Here is an 18282-nt window from a genome sequence, read left to right as displayed (position 1 = left end):
CTTCTCTCCGGGGCATTCGGAGGAATGCCATGCGATTTGTCCTGCGTATCCTGAAGGCGCTTGCTTTCCTTGTCGTTCTCATCGTCGTTGCCGGCGCTGCCTGGCTGTTCGTCCGGCCGCCGGAGCTTCTGCGCGTCGGCGACGGCTATGCCGCCAAGATCGTTTGCTCCAATGTCTTCATTGCCGGCCGTAACGCCGAAGACGTCCTGGCGGATGACGTGCAGGCGCCGGGAAATCCGCTGCTGCGGCTCGTGCGCGTCAGCGTCGACCGCGACAGCAACCGTGTGACCGCGCGCTTCCTGGGGCTGTTTGCTTCGAGCCACGCACTCTACCGCGGCGCTTTCGGCTGCACGAGCGTGCCCGACGGCGATTTCGAGGCGGCGGTGAATGCGGTAGCTTTCGACGCGCCGGCCAGAATGGAGGCGAACGCGGCGTTGTGGCCGGAAGGCGAGGGTGTCGGCGGTCGGGACGAAAAGATCGCTGCGGTGCTTAACGATACAGGGCTTGCCGGCCCGGCCATGCGGGGGATCGTGGTGGTGCGCGATGGCCGAATCGTCGCTGAAGCCTATGGTTCCGGATTTTCAGCGAAGACGCCGCTGATTGGCTGGTCGATGACGAAGACGGTGAATGCGGCCATCATCGGCCGGCTGATGCTCGATGGCAAGATTTCCTTCGACGATGATCATCTGCTGGCGCAGTGGAAGGACGATCAGCGCGCCAGGATCAAGGTATCCGACTTGCTCGGCATGGAGAGCGGCCTGGCGTTCAACGAAGACTATGGCAACGTCGCTGACGTGACGCGCATGCTCTATCTCGACCCCGACATGGTGTCGTTGCCGGCCAATGCGCCGATGGAGGCGGCACCGGGTCAGCGCTTCCGCTATTCGAGCGGCACGGCGGTGCTCTTGTCGCGCATCTGGATGGACAGAGTCGGCAATGCGCCGGCAGCCTTCTCCTATCCGCACGACGCGCTCTTCTTGCCGCTCGGCATGACGAGTGCGGTCCTCGAACTCGACGCGCGCGGCACCTTTGTCGGAAGCTCCTATCTCTACGCGACGGCGCATGATTGGGCACGCTTCGGGCAGTTCCTGCTGCAGGATGGGGTATGGAACGGCCAGCGGCTGTTGCCGGAGGGCTTCGTCGGCGCCATGCGCACGCCGACGGCAGCGTCGAACGGCCGCTATACGCAAGGCCAGGCGTGGCTTGCGCCCGGCAGCTCGAACGCCGCGTTCGGGCTGCCGGAGGATACGTTCTGGCTGTCGGGGCATGACGGGCAGAGCATGGCGATCGTGCCTTCCGCCAATCTGGTCGTCGTCCGGCTCGGGCTGACGCCGGGCTGGCTCGGCTATCAGCCGCAAACGCTTCTGAAGGCGATCCTGGCGGCGTTGCCGCAATCGGGAGCGCCGCAACAGCAGGCCGGATCACAACGGCAGGCTCAGCCGCAGCCGTAGGCTATGACCGCTGTTTCAATTGGGTTGTTTCGGCAGAGGCCCGGTTCAGTAATTACCCTGGGCGACGTCGTTCATGCCCTTGCGCTTGGCGTCGTAATAATAGCCGCGCGCATAGAGGCGGACGGCGTCGTCTTCCTTGTTGTCGGAGACGAGCCAGGCGCCACGCAGATATTTTGCGGCATATTTGATGTTGGTCTCGGCGTCGAAGAGGCCGCCCGGCGCACCGTCATAGCCCATGGACTTGGCGGTGTTGTATTTGATCTGCATGAGGCCGAAATAGCCGCGCTTGTTGTAAGCCTTCGGATTGTAGCGGCTCTCGCGATGGACGATGCGGTGGAGCAGCGTCTCGGGAATTTCGTAGATCTTCGAATATTTCTGGATGAGCTTGGTGACGAAGCTCTTCTCGACCGTCGGCGCATCGTCCCTGTCGTCGTCGCTGAACATCGGGGGAGCCGTCGGCGGATCGATCGGTCCTGACTCGTCGAAGCCGTAATCCATGGAGCGCGGCGTGGTGTCGACTGCGGCAAGTGCTGCAAGCGCGCTGTTCTGCGGCGTGGCGGCGAAGGCAAGCTGCGTTGCCGGCGGCGCGGGGGTTCCCGGGCGCGGCGTCGGAACGACGGACTGGATCGCCGTCATCTCAGGCGTCAACGGGATCTGCGCGTAGGCCGCTGGCTGTATGCCGGCCTGCATGGTCAGATCGGCAGGCTGGGAGCCCGGCGCAGTCGGCATAGCCGTTGCGGTGAGCGAGGGAGCTGCCTGGGGAAGACCGGTACCGGCGATTGCCTGGCCGGCAGCACCTTCCGCTGTCGGGACCGCGGCGAGCATCGCATCTTCGCCGGGCTTCGGCGTCGGCACCACTGTCTGAGCAGCTGTCAGTTCGGCCTGAGAGGTATATTCGACGCTCGTGCAGCCGGTGATCACGCCGCAGCAGAGCATCGTGGAAACGACAAGACCGCGTTTCAGGCCGGACAATCCGATCGCTACCATTCCGTCACTTTCGTGAAATCGCGCCGCCCCGGCAGCGTTATAAAAGTTACTAAAAAGGTTAAACCCGATGACCCCATTAACTTATTCGTTGCATTCCGGCAACCACGGAATATTTCTAAGCTGCAATAGCGCGATACCCGGATTTAAGCCGCAATACGGCGATACCCAGCCGTGACGGCGCCTGCAGCGATCAGCAGAGTGCCGCCGGTCCGGTTGACGGCGCGCTGGACGCTCGCCTTGCGAATCAGTCCGCGAGCGGAATGGGCGAGAAAAGCATAGGTGGCGGCGTTGAAGATCGCCAGCACCAGGAAGGTCGCTTCCATGATCGCCATCTGCCCGAAGAAGGGCAGGGCCGGGTTGAGGAACTGCGGCACGAAGGCGACGAAGAAGACGATACTCTTCGGATTGAGGGCGGTGACGATATAGGCGTGAAGGAAGATCTTAAGCGACTTTTCCTCCGGCAGATTGTCGTTATCGGCGACCGGCTCGCCAATCACCGGAGCCCGCCAGAGCTTGATTCCCAGCCAGATCAGATAGGCGCCGCCGATCCACTTCAAAAGCGTGAAGAGAGCGGCGGAGGTGGCGAGCACCGCGCCGAGACCGAAGAGGGACGCTGTCATGGCGGTGAAGTCGCCGAGCGCCACGCCGCTCACCGTCGCAAAGGCCGTCCGGCGGCCATGGCCGAGCGCATAGGAAACGACGAGCAGTATCGTCGGCCCCGGTATGGCCAGCATGATGGCGGATGCGGCAGCAAAAGCGAGCCAGGCTTCAAGCGACATGGAATCTCCTCCTATCCCGTCGGGAACAAGCAAAGACACCATATTAACCGTCCGTCAATCATGCTTCTTTGTATTTCTGCCCTATATTATCCATGACTTCGGCAAACCATGCCGTCGACAGGTCAAAAGCTTTGCCACCTTTGATGCGGGGAAATTCTATAGTGCGCAACTTACCGTTCTGCGCTTCGTCGTGACCGGTGACGCCGGAGACCTTATTGAGCGCGCTTTCGACGGCGAGATCGACCATGCTCTGGATCAGCCTGAGGTCGTCGCCATTGGCCGGGGCCGAGCGAGCGAAATAGCCCGATTTCTGCACCAGCGAACGCTCGGCGTTCAGGAGGTTGGCGAACTGCTTCTGGAACCAGGCGCCGACATTGATCGTGTCGATCTTCACGTGGCCGAAGGCGTCGCGCTTGACGGTCTCACCGGCAGCCTCACGCTCGGCGACGATGGCGTCGAGGCAGGCACCTTCCGAGACGAAGACGGTGGCATGGCCGGCGCGGTCCATGATGTCCTTCAGGCGGGCGGCCTCGGCGTCGAGGTCGAAGGCCATTTCGGGTAGATAGACGGCGTCGATGCTCTTCAGATGCGCGTCCATCATCAGGCCGTCGACATACTGGTTGCGGCTGGTGCGCTGAAGATAGGCGCGGGCGGTGGCTGCCGTCAGCCAGCCGCAGTGGCGGCCCATCACCTCGTGGATGACGAGCGTGCGCGGTGCGGCCGTCTGCTCGTTGCTGACATTGTCGAAGAAATGCGCGCCGACTTCGGCGGCCGTCCAGGCGCCGAGCGACTGGCGGATGGGCACGACATCGTTGTCGACCGTCTTCGGCAGGCCGACGACGGTCAGGTCGTAGCCGTTGGCGGCGAGGTAGGCGGCAAGGTCGGCGGCCGTAGTATTGGTGTCGTCGCCCCCGATCGTGTGGAGAATGGTGATGCCGTCATCGGCAAGACGTTCGGCGGCGACCCTCAGCGGGTTGTCGCCTTCCTTGACAAGGCCGCGCTTGACGCAGTCGGCGGCATTGGTGAGTTTGACGCGGCTGTTGCCGATCGGTGATCCGCCGTAGCGGTGCAGCAGCGGCGCTCTTTCCCGCATTTGGCCGGTGATCTCGATCCGATCACCGAGCAGCACGCCCTGATAACCGGACCTATAGGCAACGATGTCGATTTCGGGCGCGACGTCGCTGTAGCGTTCGATGAGGCCGCCAACTGCGGAGGAAAGACAGGGCGCCAGGCCTCCGGCGGTCAGCATTGCGACTTTCTGTTTGGCCATGATCCCTCCTATGGTGTTCAGTGCGGCAGCGTTAGCTAGCGCATGGATGCGGCAGGGAAAGGGCTCTGTAAAGTAAAGAATTTACGAAAGAAGCGGCTTTTTGCCGGGTTCAACGGCGAAGGCGGCGCGAAGTATCGATATAATCGTTTCAAGCCTGCTTTGCTTGTCGGGAAGTGTTTGTGGAAATCGGCGGCTAAGTATCGAGTGACATGGTGTGGGCACTCTCTTACGGCAGATCCGGCGAAAGCGGCCGACCGCTTGCTGCGGTGCAATAATTACCGAATTGTGAAAACTGTTTTCGATCCTACGACCAATCGTCGCCTTGCAATGGCTCAGATTCTTTGGTCAAGCTGACTTCTCATACTTGACAAGCGTGCGAGAGATTTTCGATGTCCTTCTGGGAAAAACTGTTGAATGCCATTGGCAATACCGCGGGCAATGCGCTTTCCGCGGTCGTCGAGGCGATCCGAACGGTTTTCGAAGGCGATCCCGAAACCCGGCGCAAAGTGGCGTTCTCCGTGGCGATCATCGCGCTTTCGGCCAAGATGGCCAAGGCCGACGGCATCGTCAGCGAGAGGGAGGTCGAGGCCTTCCGGGAAATCTTCGAATTTCCGCCGGATCAAGCCAAGAATGTCGCCAGACTTTATAACCTCGCGCGTCAGGATGTTGCCGGCTATGAGGCCTACGCCGAGCGGCTCTCCACGCTCTGCACCACCTGCGCAGCCAATTGCACGGTGCTGGAAGACGTGCTCGACGGTCTCTTCCATATCGCCAAGGCCGACGGGCTGATCCATGAGAAGGAACTGAATTTCCTGCGCCACATCGCCGAAATCTTTGAAATGAGCGAGACACGTTTCGACCAGATCGCCGCTCGCCACGTCTCGTCCGGCGGCGATCCCTACAAGGTGCTCGGCGTGTCGCCTTCCGACGATTTTCCGACGATCCGCCGCCGTTACCGCGGCCTGGTCAGCGAACATCATCCCGATCGACTGATCTCGCGTGGGGTGCCGAAGGAGTTTCATTTGATCGCCAATGAGCGCATGGCGGCGCTGAATGCAGCCTATGCGGCGATCGAGAAGGAACGCCGCGCCGCATGACCTCTTTCGAGGCCGATTATCGAGGCGCTTGCGTGCGGCCGTCGCCCAACCACGGCGAGCGGGCGGACGGGCGGCGTCCCGACATGATCCTGCTGCATTATACCGGGATGCCGACGGCCGATGACGCGCTCGACTGGCTCTGTCGGGAAGAGAGCCAGGTTTCCAGCCATTATTTCGTGCACGAGAATGGCGAGGTGATCCAGCTCGTGCCGGAGGCGCGGCGCGCCTGGCATGCGGGTAAAAGCAGCTGGCACGGCGAGAGCGATATCAATTCGCTGTCGATCGGCATCGAAATCGCCAATGCCGGCCATCCCGGCGGCCTTCCCGACTATCCGAAAGAACAGATCGCAGCAGTCATCGAATTGTGTCGTGACTGTGTCAAACGTTGGTCGATCGCGCCGGAAAGAGTGCTCGGGCATTCCGATGTCGCACCGATTCGCAAGGTCGATCCGGGCGAGAAATTCCCTTGGGCCGAGCTTCATCGGGCGGGTGTGGGGCATTGGGTCGAGCCGGCGACGATCACCGGCGGGCGTTTCTTTCAGCGCGGGGACGCCGGCCAGCCGGTGGAAGCGCTGCAGTCGATGCTGTCGCTTTATGGTTACGGCACTGAAATTACGGGCGAATTCTCCGAAAAGACCGCCGGCGACGTGGAAGCCTTCCAGCGCCATTTCCGGCCCGAACGAGTGGACGGGATCGCCGATTTCTCGACGATCGACACGCTGCACCGGCTGCTGTCGGCGCTACCGCGATTTTCCTGACGACGGCAGGTGGATTTCCGGGCAGTTTTGCCGCCACAAGCGAGAAATCCGCCCCGCCACATCATTTCCCTATTATCTCCTCATTGCGATGGTCTAAGGACGCCCGCTGAACGGCGCTCGCGGCTGATTTCAAGTGTAACCGTGACCGCCAAATGAAACGATAAGAATTGCTGTGGAACGCGATCAGTCCTTGATCGCGTGTATCCGGATGACGGCGAGGCGCGCAGTCCTGCAGTTCTTTGGGTCGGAGTGAAGAAACTATATGAAAAATTTGATTGTTGGTGCTGCGGCATGCCTTGGCATGCTGCTGGCGGGGTATAACTTTGCCTCGGCTAATGATGACTGGGGCGTCAGGGCCGAAACTATCCCGCTGAAAACCGTCGATCGCCAGAGCGGTTATGCTATGCCCGATTTCTCCAACAGCATTCCCTATGCTGCGCTGATCAACAAATATGCAGCTGAATACAACGTTCCGGTGGCGCTCGCCCAGGCAGTCGTTCGCATCGAGAGTAATTTCAATCCGAAGGCACGCGGCAGCGCCGGCGAAATCGGCCTGATGCAGATCAAGCCCGCAACGGCCAGGATGATGGGATATTCCGGCACGCGCAAAGGCCTGTTCGATCCCGAGACTAACATCAAATACGGCATGAAGTATCTGGCGGCCGCCCACCAGCTCGGCGGCGGGCAGACCTGCAACACCATCCTCAAATATAATGCCGGCCATGGCGCAACGCGCATGAACCCGGTGTCGAAGACGTATTGCGGCAAGGTCCTGGCGATGCTCGACTGAGCCGCCACCCGGATCGGAGGAAAGTCTTCCGCTGCTGTTTTTGCGATATGAATCAGACCGCTCGCCGTGATATCCCACCTCGAAACGAGGTGGCCACCTCGATATAAGGTGAGACATGGCAGTCGATTTCAGGTTCATCGTCATCGGGCGCGGCATGATGGGAGCGGCGGCGGCACGGCATCTCTCCTCCATGGCCGACGGCGTCGCGCTGATCGGCCCTTCGGAGCCGGGGGATCGCAAGGCCCATCACGGCGTCTTTGCCAGCCATTATGACGAAGCGCGCATTACCCGCACCTTCGACGGCAATCTCGCCTGGGGAACTTTCGCCGCGCGGGCGCTCGGGCGCTACCGCGACATCGAGGCGAAAAGCGGCATTTCCTTCTTTTCGGAAGTCGGCTGCCTTTTTGCCGGTCCCCCGCCCAAGGACGAGCAGGACTTTCTTCTAAGGGCGCTGACCGTCAGCGGGACGCTCGGCAGCGATATCGAGATCGTCGCCCCGGCGGAACTCGACCGGCGTTTTCCCTATCTTGCCGTCGGCCCTGATTTCAGCGGATATTTCGAGCGCAAGCGCGCCGGGCACATCAATCCGCGGGCGCTGGTGCGCGCGCAAGCCAGGCTCGCCGAACAGGGCGGCGTCGCGCTGATCGAGGCGACGGTGACGTCGGTGCGTGATGCAGGTTCCCATGTCGAGGTGACGGCCGGCGACAGAAGCTACAGCGCCGAGCGCGTATTGGTCGCGGCCGGCGCTTTCAGCAATTTCCATGCCCTGCTGCCGCGTCCCGTCGATTTGAGAGTGATGGCGCGTACCGTTGTCTTCTACGAAATCGGCGAGCGCGAGATGGCGATCTTCGGCAACATGCCGTCGACCATCGTGCTCGGCGACCGGGAGGAGGATCACATCTATATCCTGCCGCCGGTGCGTTATCCCGACGGCAAGCTCTATCTGAAGCTTGGCGGCGATACCGAGGCGCTTTCCTTCAGCCGGCTGGAAGAGGCCGGCACGTGGTTCCGTTCCGACGGCAGTGTGGCCGAGCGCAATCATCTCTCGCGCATCGCCCTGCAACTGATGCCGGAGCTGGCCGGCTGCCCGGTTACATCGGCTCCGTGCGTGGCGAATTTCACGCCGACCGGTTATCCCTACGTCGGCTTCACGCCGTCGCCGCGGATCGCGGTGTTAACCGGCGGCAATTTTGTCGCGGCCAAATCCTCCGACGAACTCGGGCGTCTCGGCGCCGTGCTTCTCAGGGAAGGGCGGCTCGGGGATGAGGATTTCGGCCGCGAGCTGACGCCGGTCTTCGTTTGAGAGGAATATCATGGCAGTCGATTTCAAATATATCGTCGTCGGCCGCGGTCTGATGGGAGCCGCTGCTGCGCGGCATCTGGCGCGGCAGACGGATGGTGTTGCGGTGATCGGCCCGGACGAGCCTGATGATCGCAAGGCGCATGAAGGCGTTTTCGCCAGCCATTACGACGAGGGGCGCATTACCCGCACCATCGATCCCGACCGCAACTGGGCGCTGCTCGCCAACCGCTCGATCGGTCGCTACGGCGAGATCGCGAACGAGAGCGGCATCGACTTCTATCGGGAGGTCGGCTGCGCCGTCGTCGCGCCTAATGGAAGCGATTATCTCGAAAGGACTCGGCAGGCTGCCGTTTCGCTCGGCGTCGAGACCAGGCTTCTGGACCCGGGCGGATTGAAGACCGCATTTCCCTTCTTTGCCTTTCCCGCTGGCAGTGCAGGTGTGTTCGAGGCGAGGGGCGCCGGACATATCAGTCCGCGCAAGCTGGTCAAGGCGCAATCTGTGCTGGCAGAAAGGGCAGACGCGACTGTCATCCGGGATCATGTGGTCTCGATCCGCGAGGAGGGCGGGCTGGCGACCGTCAAGACTGCCGGGGGCCTCACCTATCGCGGTGAAAAGGTGCTGCTGGCGGCGGGCGGATTTTCCATTGCCGAGAATCTGTTGCCACGGCCTGTTGACATGACGGTTTATGGCCGGACCATAACGCTGTTCGAGGTCGGCGAGGCTGATGCGCTCCGCCTTGCGGCGATGCCGTCGCTCATTCTCGACGTGCCCGGCATCCATATCTATCTGCTGCCGCCGATCCGTTATCCCGATGGCAAATTCTACCTGAAGATCGGCGGCGATCCCGACGATCTGATCTTACGCAACGACATCGAGATGCGGGCTTGGTTCAGGACCGAAGGGCGCGAGAGCGTGCGCTCGCATCTGCAGCGCATCGTCGCCGACCTCGTGCCCGATATGACGCCGCTTTCGATTTCGACGGCCGCCTGCGTCGTCTCGTTTACGGAAAGCAGCTATCCGATGATCGGCTATACCTCTTCGCCCGCGATTGCGGTGCTGACGGGCTGTGCCGGCACCTCGGCCAAGAGTTCGGACGAAATCGGCAGGCTCGGCGCGGAGCTGCTTTTGTCGGGCAGAATCGGCGAACAGGGCTACTCCACGGATTTCACACCTAATTTCCGTTAAGCCTGTCCCCCATATTTCGGTAGCAATTACGGGCTCTCTCGTTTATGGGAGCCCTGCCAGTTGGCCGGGCAGCCGCGCTTTACCAATGCCGAAAGGCGGTAGGGTGAGGAAAGTCCGGGCTCCACGGAAACACGGTGCCGGATAACGTCCGGCGAGGGCGACCTCAGGGAAAGTGCCACAGAAAGCAAACCGCCTGTCATGACAGGTAAGGGTGAAAGGGTGGGGTAAGAGCCCACCGCATCTCCGGCAACGGATATGGCACGGTAAACCCCACCGGGAGCAAGACCGAATAGGGATGATGCGGCGGGCCGAAAGGCTCTCCGGCCGGTTTCCAGGCCAGTCATCCGGGTGGGTTGCGTGAGGCAGCGTGCGAGCGCTGTCCCAGAGGAATGGCTGCCACGTTCCGGTTCACGCCGGAGCCATACAGAACCCGGCTTACAGGCCAACTGGCGATTAACATCCGTACCGCGGCAGGGGCCAGGTCATATTCATGCGCCTTTTAGGCGTGTTTTTGTGCGACGCTATCATTGCGTGTCTGTCGTAAAATGGCACCGCTAACCCTTTGTTAAACTTAACAGCTTATAAATGTTTGATCATGCGTCCGTTGCAAAATGGGCGTATCCCATTGACGCCCATATGGTCCCATGTTATCCCAAATGCGCACTGCATCAGGGCAATCATTTGCCCATTCATCGCAAAGCAAAGGCGTCTTCTTTTCCAGAAGCGTCGGGTGGGATTCGGCTCATCCGGCTTGCGAAGCTGTGCCTGATATTGGGACTTTCGGGCGTCTTTTTGTCCGGCTCCCTGCGGGAACGGATGTTTCGAGTCATGAGCCGCTTCCTTTCGAACGCGACCAACAGGATCGATGCCAAGGGCAGGGTTTCCGTGCCTTCGGCGTTCCGTTCCGTGCTGGCGCAGCGCAACGTTCAGGAGCTTTACTGTTTCCAGGACTTTGTGTTTCCGGCGATCAGCATCGGCGGCCCGGATCTTCTCGAAAGATTCGAGCGGCAGATTGCTGCGGAAGATCCGTTTTCGCCGGATGCGAACGCGATGTCGCTTCTGATCCACGGAGGCGGGGTCTTCATGAAGCTCGATGCCGAGGGGCGGCTGATGGTCACGGATTTCATCCGCGACTTCACCGGCATCTCGGACGAAGTGACCTTCGTCGGTCGAGCGGATCATTTTCAGCTCTGGCAGCCGCAGGCATTCTTGGCCGCGCAGGCGCAGGCACGAGGGGAGCGCAAGCTGGCGGGCAAGCGTTCCTGAAGGAACGAGGGAACGGAATGGCGACGAATCCTGGCGGAGGTTCAACTGATGCCGGTGGCGGACCGGTTCGTCACATTCCTGTTCTTCTCAATGAGGTCCTCGCAGCGCTCTCGCCCGCACCCGGCAAGCTCATTCTCGATGGTACATTCGGTGCGGGTGGTTATAGCGCGGCCATCCTTGCAGCCGGCGCCGAGGTGATTGCGCTCGATCGTGATCCCACAGCGATTGCCGCGGGCCAGGCGATGGTTGCCGCTCATGCCGGCCGCCTCCGGCTCATTCATGCGCAGTTCTCGAATCTTGCCGATCATGCGCCGCAAGGCGGGCTCGACGGCGTCGTGCTCGATATCGGCGTCTCTTCCATGCAGATCGATGAGCCCGAGCGCGGCTTCTCCTTCCAGAAGAGCGGACCGCTTGACATGCGCATGTCGGGGACAGGCGTTTCGGCCGCCGATGTCGTCAATCGCGCCAAGGTCGCGGATCTGATCCGCATCTTCCATTTTCTCGGCGAGGAAAACCAGGCGCCGCGAATCGCACATGCGATCGAGAAGCGGCGCGAGGAAAAGCCCTTCGAAACGACGCGCGATCTTGCCGGCCTCATCGAACTGGTCACCCCGCGCAAGATGAAGGACAAGATCCATCCCGCGACGCGCGTCTTCCAGGCCTTGCGCATTTTCGTCAATGACGAGCTCGGGGAGCTGGCGCAGGCTTTGTTTGCGGCGGAACGAGCTCTGAAGCCCGGCGGCCGGCTCGTCGTCGTCACCTTTCATTCGCTTGAAGACCGCATCGTCAAGAAATTCTTCTCCGACCGCGCCGGCAAGGCGACGGGCTCGCGGCACCTGCCGGCCGCACATGAGCGGGCGGCGACCTTCACGGCGATCGGCAAGCCGATGGTTTCGGCGAGCGAGGCGGAGGCTGAAGCCAATCCGCGCGCCCGCTCCGCCAAGCTGCGCGCCGGTCAGCGGACGGACGCGGCCGCCGAGGCGGCGGATATGTCGCTCTTCGGGTTTCCCAATCTTGCCTCTCTCGGAAAGCTTGGAGGTTGATATGCTGAAAACGTTCGATCTTGTGCTCATCGGCGTCATGACGGCGACTGCCGCCGTCACCTACACGATCAAGCATCGCGCCGAATTGAAGCTCGAGGAAGTTCATCGCCTCGAGGCCGAGATCAAGCTCGAGAAGGACACGATCGATCTTCTCAAGGCCGATTGGGCGCTGCAATCGCAGCCGAACCGGCTGGAGCGGCTGGTCAATGCCTACAATGCGGAATTGCAGCTGCAGCCGACGGATTCGACGGCGCTCGTGCATGCGAAGGAGCTGCCGATGCTGAAGTCCGAGGTTCCGGTACCGGATGTGACGGAGGCCAAAGCCGGCGCCAAGGGTGCGGCCGTGGCCAGCGCCAAAGGCACGACCGGCAAAGCGCAGCCCGTGCCGATGCCCGTGCCACGGGGCGCAGTACAGCAGCACGACGCAGCCGAGCAGCGTGACGCAGCCGAGCAGCGTGGTGTGGTGGCAGACGAGGCAGACGAGATCGAAACGGGGTCGGTGGAATAATGTCGTTTCTTTCTCGCATCATGGTCCTGAAGAGCCAGGCGCATTTCTCCACCGGCGTCTATAACCGCTTCGGCGGCCCTTCCGCCGGCGTGGCCATCGAGGGGTCGCGCAAGAAGAAGACAGGGCAGGCAAAAAGCCGTGTAGGGCTGCTGATCCTTGGCTTCATGGGTGTCTATGTCGTCATCGGCGGCCGTCTGGTCGAATATGCCATGAAGGATCAGGAGGTCGTCTCCAGCATCCTGCCGCCCGACCGGTTGATGGCCTCGCGGCCCGACATACTCGATCGCAATGGCGAGGTGCTGGCGACCGACATCCGCACGGTCTCGCTGTTTGCCGAGCCGAACAAGATCGTTGACGTCGATGAGGCGGTGGAGAAGCTTGCAACTGTTTTGCCGGAGCTCGACGTCAGAGACACCTACAAGAAACTTTCGGTCAAGAGTTCGCATTTCGCCTGGCTGCGCCGGCAGCTGACGCCGAAGCAGCAGAGCCAGATCCTGGCGCTCGGCATTCCCGGCATCGGCTTTCGGCCGGAGAAGCGCCGCTTCTATCCCGGCGGCTCAACTGCGGCGCACATCCTCGGCTATGTCAACATCGACAACCGCGGCGTGGCCGGCATGGAGAAATTTATCGACGACCAGGGGCTCGCCGATCTCGCCTCGGTCGGCATGACGAGCGACCAGCCGCTCGAGCCGGTGCGGCTGTCGATCGACCTGCGCGTGCAGAACATCGTTCGCGATGCGGTCGTCAACGCCGTCAACAATTTCCAGTCAAAGGGGGCCGGCGCCGCTGTTATCGACGTGCACACCGGGGAAGTGCTCGGCATGGCATCGGCACCCGACTTCGATCCGAACAATCCGCAGGAGGGCGCCAAGGAAGGCTGGCTCAACCGGATGACGAACGGCACCTTCGAAATGGGGTCGACCTTCAAAACCTTCTCGCTGGCGATGGCGCTCGACAGCGGCAAGGTGAAGATGTCCGACACGTTCGACGCCAGCAAGCCGATCTATATCGGCGGCTTCACCATCCATGACTTTCACGGACAGCGCCGCTGGCTGACCGTTCCCGAAATCTTCCAGTATTCGTCGAACATCGGCACGGCGCGCGTCATCGACCTCGTCGGCATCGACGCGCAGAAGGACTATCTGACCAAATTCGGCCTGCTGACGAAGATGCAGACCGAACTGCCCGAAGTGAAGATGCCGAGCCAGCCGCGCGTCTGGAAGAAGATCAATTCGATCACGATTTCCTTCGGCCACGGCGTCTCAACGACCGCGCTGCAGACGGGCGTGGCGGCTGCCGCCCTTGTCAACGGCGGCAAGCTGATCGAGCCGACATTCCTGCCGCGCACCCGCGAACAGGCCGATCAGGTTGCCAAGCAGGTCCTCAAGAAGTCGACCAGCGATGAGATCCGCTATCTTCTCGATTTCAACGGTTACAAGGGGTCGGGACGCGTCGCCCGCGTGCCGGGCTTTGCCGTCGGCAGCAAGACCGGTACGGCGGACAAGGTGGTGAACGGGCGTTATTCCGCGACGCTCAACTTCAACTCCTTCATTTCCGCCTTCCCGATCGATAATCCCCAATATGTCGTCATCACCTTCTGCGACGAGCCGAAAACAGGCGAAAAGCAATATGGTGGAACGATCTCCGCCGGTACTGCCGGCCCGATCGCTCGTGAGATCATCCGCCGCGCGGCTCCCATTCTCGGCATTGAGCCGAAATTTGGGGAGGGCGGTTCGGCCTTGCTGGTGTCTTATTGAGTGTGAATGAATACCGACGCCGATTCGCGAGGGGTGAACCGGCTTCAAGAGAGAAAAGTGCGTTCGATGAAATTGCGAGACCTGGCCGGAGATCAGTTTCCGGAAATTGAAGTACAGCTCGAAGGCCCGGCAGGCTTGCTTGATATCTCAGGCCTGTCTTCGGACAGCCGCAAGGTCGAACCGGGCAATGCTTTTGTCGCGGTCGCCGGCACCAAGGCGGATGGCGCGGGTTTCATCGCGGATGCCGCCGGCCGTGGGGCCGCCATCGCGATCACCTCCCAGGTTGTCGATGCTCCCATCCCGGTGCTTGCGGTCAAGGAACCGCGCCGCTTTCTTTCCATCGCCGCCTCCCGCTTTTACGGCAGGCAGCCCGAGACCATGGTCGCCGTCACGGGCACGGCCGGCAAGACTTCCGTCGCCTCTTTCACCCGCCAGATCTGGGCACATGCCGGCCATGCAGCCGCGATGATCGGCACGACAGGTGTCGTTTCGCCGACGCGCAATGAATATGGCGCACTGACGACGCCGGATCCGGTGTCGCTGCACAAACTGCTGGCGGAGCTCGCCGACGAGGGTGTTACGCATGCGTCGATGGAGGCTTCCAGCCACGGCCTCGACCAATGCCGTCTCGACGGTGTCAGGCTCGCCGCCGCAGCCTTCACCAATCTCGGCCGCGACCACATGGATTATCATCCGACGGTCGAAGACTATATGGCCGCCAAGATGCGGCTTTTCGATACGCTGCTGCCGAAGGGCTCGCCGGCGGTCGTCTTCGCTGACGATCCGTGGTCGGCGCAGGCAATCAAGGCGGCTGCCGATGCCGGTCATGACGTCCGCACCGTCGGGCGCAAGGGGAAATATCTGTCTCTGAAACGCGTCGAGCATTTCCGCCACAAGCAGACGGCGGAGATCCATATCGGCGATGAGATCTTCGAGGTGGACATTCCGCTGGCCGGCGATTTCCAGGTCGCCAACGCGCTGGTTGCGGCAGGACTTGCCATGTCCACGGGAGTCGAGCCGAAGGTCGCGATGGCGGCGCTCGAGAAACTGGTCGGCGCGTCGGGCCGCCTCGAACTGGTCGGCCATACCCAAGATGGCGCACTCGCTTATGTCGATTATGCCCACAAGCCGGATGCGTTGGAAAATGTGCTGAATTCGGTGAGGCCCTTCACCACCGGCCGTGTCGTCGTCGTCTTCGGCTGCGGCGGCGACCGCGACCGCGGCAAGCGGCCGATCATGGGCGAAATCGCCTGCCGCCTTGCCGATGTCGTGATCGTCACCGACGACAATCCGCGTTCGGAGGAGCCGGCTGCGATCCGGGCGGAGATTATGGCGGCAGCGAGCTCAGCCTCCGAGATCGGCGATCGCGCCACGGCTATCCGTGAGGCGGTCGGCATGCTGAAATCCGGCGATACGCTGATCGTTGCCGGCAAGGGGCATGAGGAAGGGCAGACGATTGGGAACGTCACACTGCCGTTCTCGGACCACGCGGAGGTGCGCAAGGCCTTGGAGGAACTGAAATCTTGAGCTGGCTCTGGACGACCGAAGACATGATCGCAGCGATGGCGGGGCGCCCTTTCGGCACCTTGCCCGAAGGCATCACCGGCATTTCCATCGACAGCCGCTCGATTACATCAGGCGAGGCGTTTTTCGCGATCAAGGGTGACCGCGTCGACGGTCACGACTATGCGTCGATGGCGATAGCGAACGGCGCCTCGCTTCTCGTCGTCAGCGAAGCGAGGCTTCCCGCCCTTGGCCGCCTGACGGTGCCGATGATCGTCGTCGACGACGTGCTGGCGGCACTCGGGCGTCTGGGGCAGGCTTCCCGCGAGCGGTCGCGGGCAAAAATCATCGCCGTTACCGGTTCTGTCGGCAAGACGACCACCAAGGAGATGCTGCGGCACGTGCTGTCGCCGTCGGGCAAGGTGCACGCCTCCGTCGCTTCCTTCAACAATCACTGGGGCGTTCCGCTGACGCTCGCGCGGATGCCTGATGATACCGATTACGGCGTCTTCGAAGTCGGGATGAATCATCCCGGCGAGATCCGGCCGCTGGTGGCGATGATCCGTCCCGATGTCGCGGTCATCACGACGATCGCGCCGGCGCATCTCGGCAACTTCAAGAGCATCAAGGAGATCGCCGCCGCCAAGGCGGAGGTCTTCGAAGGGCTCGAGCCCGGCGGCCATGTCGTGCTCAACCGCGACAATGACCAGTTCAATTTCCTCGATCGAACGGCGCAGTCGCTCGGCATCGAGAACATTCACTCCTTCGGCCAGCATGCCAAGGCGGAATTCCGGCTCGCGGAATTCAACGGCGCGGACGAGAATTCGACGCTATGGCTGACGATCGGCGGCGAGACGCTGGAGGTCGCGATCGGCGCGCCTGGCCGCCATATCGCCGAGAATGCGCTGGCGGCGCTCGGCGTCGTCAGGATCGTCGGAGCCGATATGGAGAAGGCGATCGAGGCGCTTGCGACGCTGAAGCCGGAAAAGGGCAGGGGCAAGCGCCACCGGCTTTCGATCGGCGGCGGTCGCGGCAGTTTCACGCTGATCGACGAGAGCTACAATGCCAATCCGGCCTCGATGCGCGCGGCGATCGCGCTGCTGGCGGCCGCCGAGCCGACCGCGCGCGGACGCCGTATCGCCGTGCTCGGCGACATGCTGGAGATGGGCGAATATGCCGAGAAGGTCCATGCCGATCTTGCCGGGCCGCTGCTTGCCGCCGGCATCGAACATGTCTGGCTTGCGGGTGCCGAGATGGCCGCGCTGAAGGAATCATTGCCGGAAAGCGTGCAAGTCGAATACCGCGAGAACACGAGCGAATTGACGGAATATGTATTGGACTCGGTCGCGCCGGGCGACGTGTTGATGGTGAAATCGTCTCTGGGCATCGGTTTCGGCAAGATCGTCGCCGCGCTCCTTGACAAGTTCCCGGCATTTGCCGACACGCAACGCGAACTTTGATCGGGTAAACAAGGGGCCCTGAATGCTGATCTGGCTTGTCGAACTGTCGGAATATTTCAAGTTTCTGAATCTGTTCAGATACATCACTTTCCGCACAGGGGCCGCTCTCTTCACCTCCGCATTGATCGTCTTCCTGTTCGGGCCGACGATCATCAATTCGCTGCGCATCCGGCAGGGCAAGGGCCAACCGATCCGCGCGGACGGGCCGCAGACGCATTTCAAGAAGGCCGGCACGCCGACCATGGGCGGGCTGATGATCCTGGCCGGCATCGTCGGGGCGTCGCTGCTCTGGGCCGATCTTTCCAACGTCTATGTCGTCGCCACCTTGCTGGTGACGCTGGGCTTCGGCGCAATCGGCTTCTATGACGATTATCTCAAGGTGACCAAGCAGAGCCACAAGGGCTTCTCCGGCAAGGCGCGCCTCGGCATCGAATTCGTCATCGCCGGCATCGCCGTCTACTTCATGATGCGCACCGCCCTTGCCTCGGGGACCGCCGGCTCGACCTTCGGCTCCTCGATCGCCTTTCCCTTCTTCAAGGACTTCCTGATCAATCTCGGCATCATGTTCGTCGTCTTCGGCGGCTTCGTGATCGTCGGCGCCGGCAATGCCGTCAATCTGACCGATGGCCTCGACGGGCTTGCCATCGTGCCTGTTATGATCGCGGCCGCCTCCTTCGGCGTCATCGCCTATCTCGCCGGCAATGTGGTGTTTGCGAACTATCTGCAGATCAATTTCGTGCCCGGCACCGGTGAGCTTGCCGTCGTGCTCGGCGCCGTCATCGGCGCCGGCCTCGGCTTCCTCTGGTTCAACGCGCCGCCCGCCGCCATCTTCATGGGCGATACCGGGTCGCTGGCGCTCGGCGGCACGATCGGCACCGTTGCCGTCGCCACCAAGCATGAGATCGTCATGGCGATCATCGGAGGCCTGTTCGTCATGGAGACGCTGTCGGTCATCATCCAGGTCGGCTTCTTCAAGATGACCGGCCGGCGCGTCTTCCTGATGGCGCCGATCCATCATCATTTCGAGAAGAAGGGCTGGACCGAGAGCCAGGTGGTGATCCGCTTCTGGATCATCGCCGTCGGCCTTGCCCTGCTCGGCCTTTCGACGCTGAAGCTCCGGTGAG

General features: G+C 61.9%; 16 protein-coding genes and 1 other RNA gene. 14 read left to right on the top strand and 3 right to left on the bottom strand.

Features of this window, described 5'->3' with window-relative positions:
• Positions 1 to 29 precede the first annotated feature (29 nt).
• Positions 30 to 1451: a serine hydrolase domain-containing protein gene (locus AMK02_RS14580; protein WP_064803840.1), complete on the top strand. Its 1422-nt coding sequence runs from the start codon at positions 30 to 32 to the stop codon at positions 1449 to 1451.
• 45 nt (positions 1452 to 1496) lie between these two features.
• Here the strand turns inward: AMK02_RS14580 and AMK02_RS14575 are convergent, their stop codons facing one another.
• The 3 genes from AMK02_RS14575 to AMK02_RS14565 form a co-directional block, all read right to left on the bottom strand.
• Positions 1497 to 2438, bottom strand: a complete 942-nt coding sequence (locus AMK02_RS14575; protein WP_064803838.1) for a lytic transglycosylase domain-containing protein — start codon at positions 2436 to 2438, stop codon at positions 1497 to 1499.
• A 143-nt stretch (positions 2439 to 2581) separates the two neighbouring features.
• Entirely contained in the window at positions 2582 to 3217 is a 636-nt protein-coding gene (locus AMK02_RS14570) for a LysE family translocator (RefSeq protein ID WP_064803836.1), read from the bottom strand.
• A gap of 58 nt (positions 3218 to 3275) precedes the next feature.
• A complete protein-coding gene (locus AMK02_RS14565) occupies positions 3276 to 4487 on the bottom strand; it encodes a pyrophosphate--fructose-6-phosphate 1-phosphotransferase (protein WP_064803834.1) in 1212 nt (403 codons plus the stop codon).
• 389 nt (positions 4488 to 4876) lie between these two features.
• Here AMK02_RS14565 and AMK02_RS14560 point away from each other — a divergent pair, with 389 nt between their 5' ends.
• The 13 genes from AMK02_RS14560 (at position 4877) to mraY (ending at position 18281) form a co-directional block, all read left to right on the top strand.
• Positions 4877 to 5584 carry a J domain-containing protein gene (locus AMK02_RS14560; RefSeq protein WP_064803832.1) on the top strand — a complete coding sequence of 236 codons (708 nt, stop codon included), beginning with the start codon at positions 4877 to 4879 and terminating at the stop codon, positions 5582 to 5584.
• Positions 5581 to 6342, top strand: coding sequence for an N-acetylmuramoyl-L-alanine amidase (locus tag AMK02_RS14555; protein WP_064803830.1), 762 nt, complete (start codon positions 5581 to 5583; stop codon positions 6340 to 6342). The genes AMK02_RS14560 and AMK02_RS14555 overlap by 4 nt, the downstream gene beginning before the upstream one ends.
• Positions 6343 to 6604: 262 nt before the next feature.
• Complete coding sequence (locus AMK02_RS14550; protein WP_064803828.1) at positions 6605 to 7132, top strand: lytic transglycosylase domain-containing protein; 528 nt, start codon at positions 6605 to 6607, stop codon at positions 7130 to 7132.
• 115 nt (positions 7133 to 7247) lie between these two features.
• Complete coding sequence (locus tag AMK02_RS14545; RefSeq protein ID WP_064803827.1) at positions 7248 to 8435, top strand: NAD(P)/FAD-dependent oxidoreductase; 1188 nt, start codon at positions 7248 to 7250, stop codon at positions 8433 to 8435.
• A 10-nt stretch (positions 8436 to 8445) separates the two neighbouring features.
• Positions 8446 to 9621, top strand: a complete 1176-nt coding sequence (locus AMK02_RS14540) for an NAD(P)/FAD-dependent oxidoreductase (protein WP_064803825.1) — start codon at positions 8446 to 8448, stop codon at positions 9619 to 9621.
• A 56-nt stretch (positions 9622 to 9677) separates the two neighbouring features.
• Positions 9678 to 10075: RNase P RNA component class A (gene rnpB, locus AMK02_RS14535), an RNA gene on the top strand.
• A 374-nt stretch (positions 10076 to 10449) separates the two neighbouring features.
• Positions 10450 to 10887 (top strand): division/cell wall cluster transcriptional repressor MraZ, encoded by a 438-nt coding sequence (gene mraZ / locus AMK02_RS14530; RefSeq protein WP_064803823.1) that lies wholly within the window; start codon positions 10450 to 10452, stop codon positions 10885 to 10887.
• A 17-nt stretch (positions 10888 to 10904) separates the two neighbouring features.
• Positions 10905 to 11930, top strand: a complete 1026-nt coding sequence (gene rsmH / locus AMK02_RS14525) for a 16S rRNA (cytosine(1402)-N(4))-methyltransferase RsmH (protein ID WP_064803821.1) — start codon at positions 10905 to 10907, stop codon at positions 11928 to 11930.
• Between the two features lies 1 nt (position 11931).
• A complete protein-coding gene (gene ftsL, locus AMK02_RS14520) occupies positions 11932 to 12438 on the top strand; it encodes a cell division protein FtsL (protein ID WP_064803820.1) in 507 nt (168 codons plus the stop codon).
• Entirely contained in the window at positions 12438 to 14195 is a 1758-nt protein-coding gene (locus tag AMK02_RS14515) for a peptidoglycan D,D-transpeptidase FtsI family protein (protein ID WP_064803818.1), read from the top strand. Before ftsL ends, AMK02_RS14515 begins: the two co-directional genes overlap by 1 nt.
• A 6-nt stretch (positions 14196 to 14201) precedes the next feature.
• Positions 14202 to 15722, top strand: coding sequence for a UDP-N-acetylmuramoyl-L-alanyl-D-glutamate--2,6-diaminopimelate ligase (locus AMK02_RS14510; RefSeq protein WP_064803815.1), 1521 nt, complete (start codon positions 14202 to 14204; stop codon positions 15720 to 15722).
• Complete coding sequence (locus AMK02_RS14505; protein ID WP_064803813.1) at positions 15719 to 17158, top strand: UDP-N-acetylmuramoylalanyl-D-glutamyl-2,6-diaminopimelate--D-alanyl-D-alanine ligase; 1440 nt, start codon at positions 15719 to 15721, stop codon at positions 17156 to 17158. Before AMK02_RS14510 ends, AMK02_RS14505 begins: the two co-directional genes overlap by 4 nt.
• A 22-nt stretch (positions 17159 to 17180) precedes the next feature.
• Positions 17181 to 18281 carry a phospho-N-acetylmuramoyl-pentapeptide-transferase gene (gene mraY, locus AMK02_RS14500; RefSeq protein ID WP_011426095.1) on the top strand — a complete coding sequence of 367 codons (1101 nt, stop codon included), beginning with the start codon at positions 17181 to 17183 and terminating at the stop codon, positions 18279 to 18281.
• Position 18282: the final 1 nt, after the last annotated feature.

This window comes from Rhizobium sp. N731, assembly GCF_001664145.1.
GTDB lineage: Bacteria > Pseudomonadota > Alphaproteobacteria > Rhizobiales > Rhizobiaceae > Rhizobium > Rhizobium esperanzae.
The sequence above is the reverse complement of the archived record's forward strand: the minus strand, read 5'-3'. Positions and strand labels throughout refer to the sequence as shown.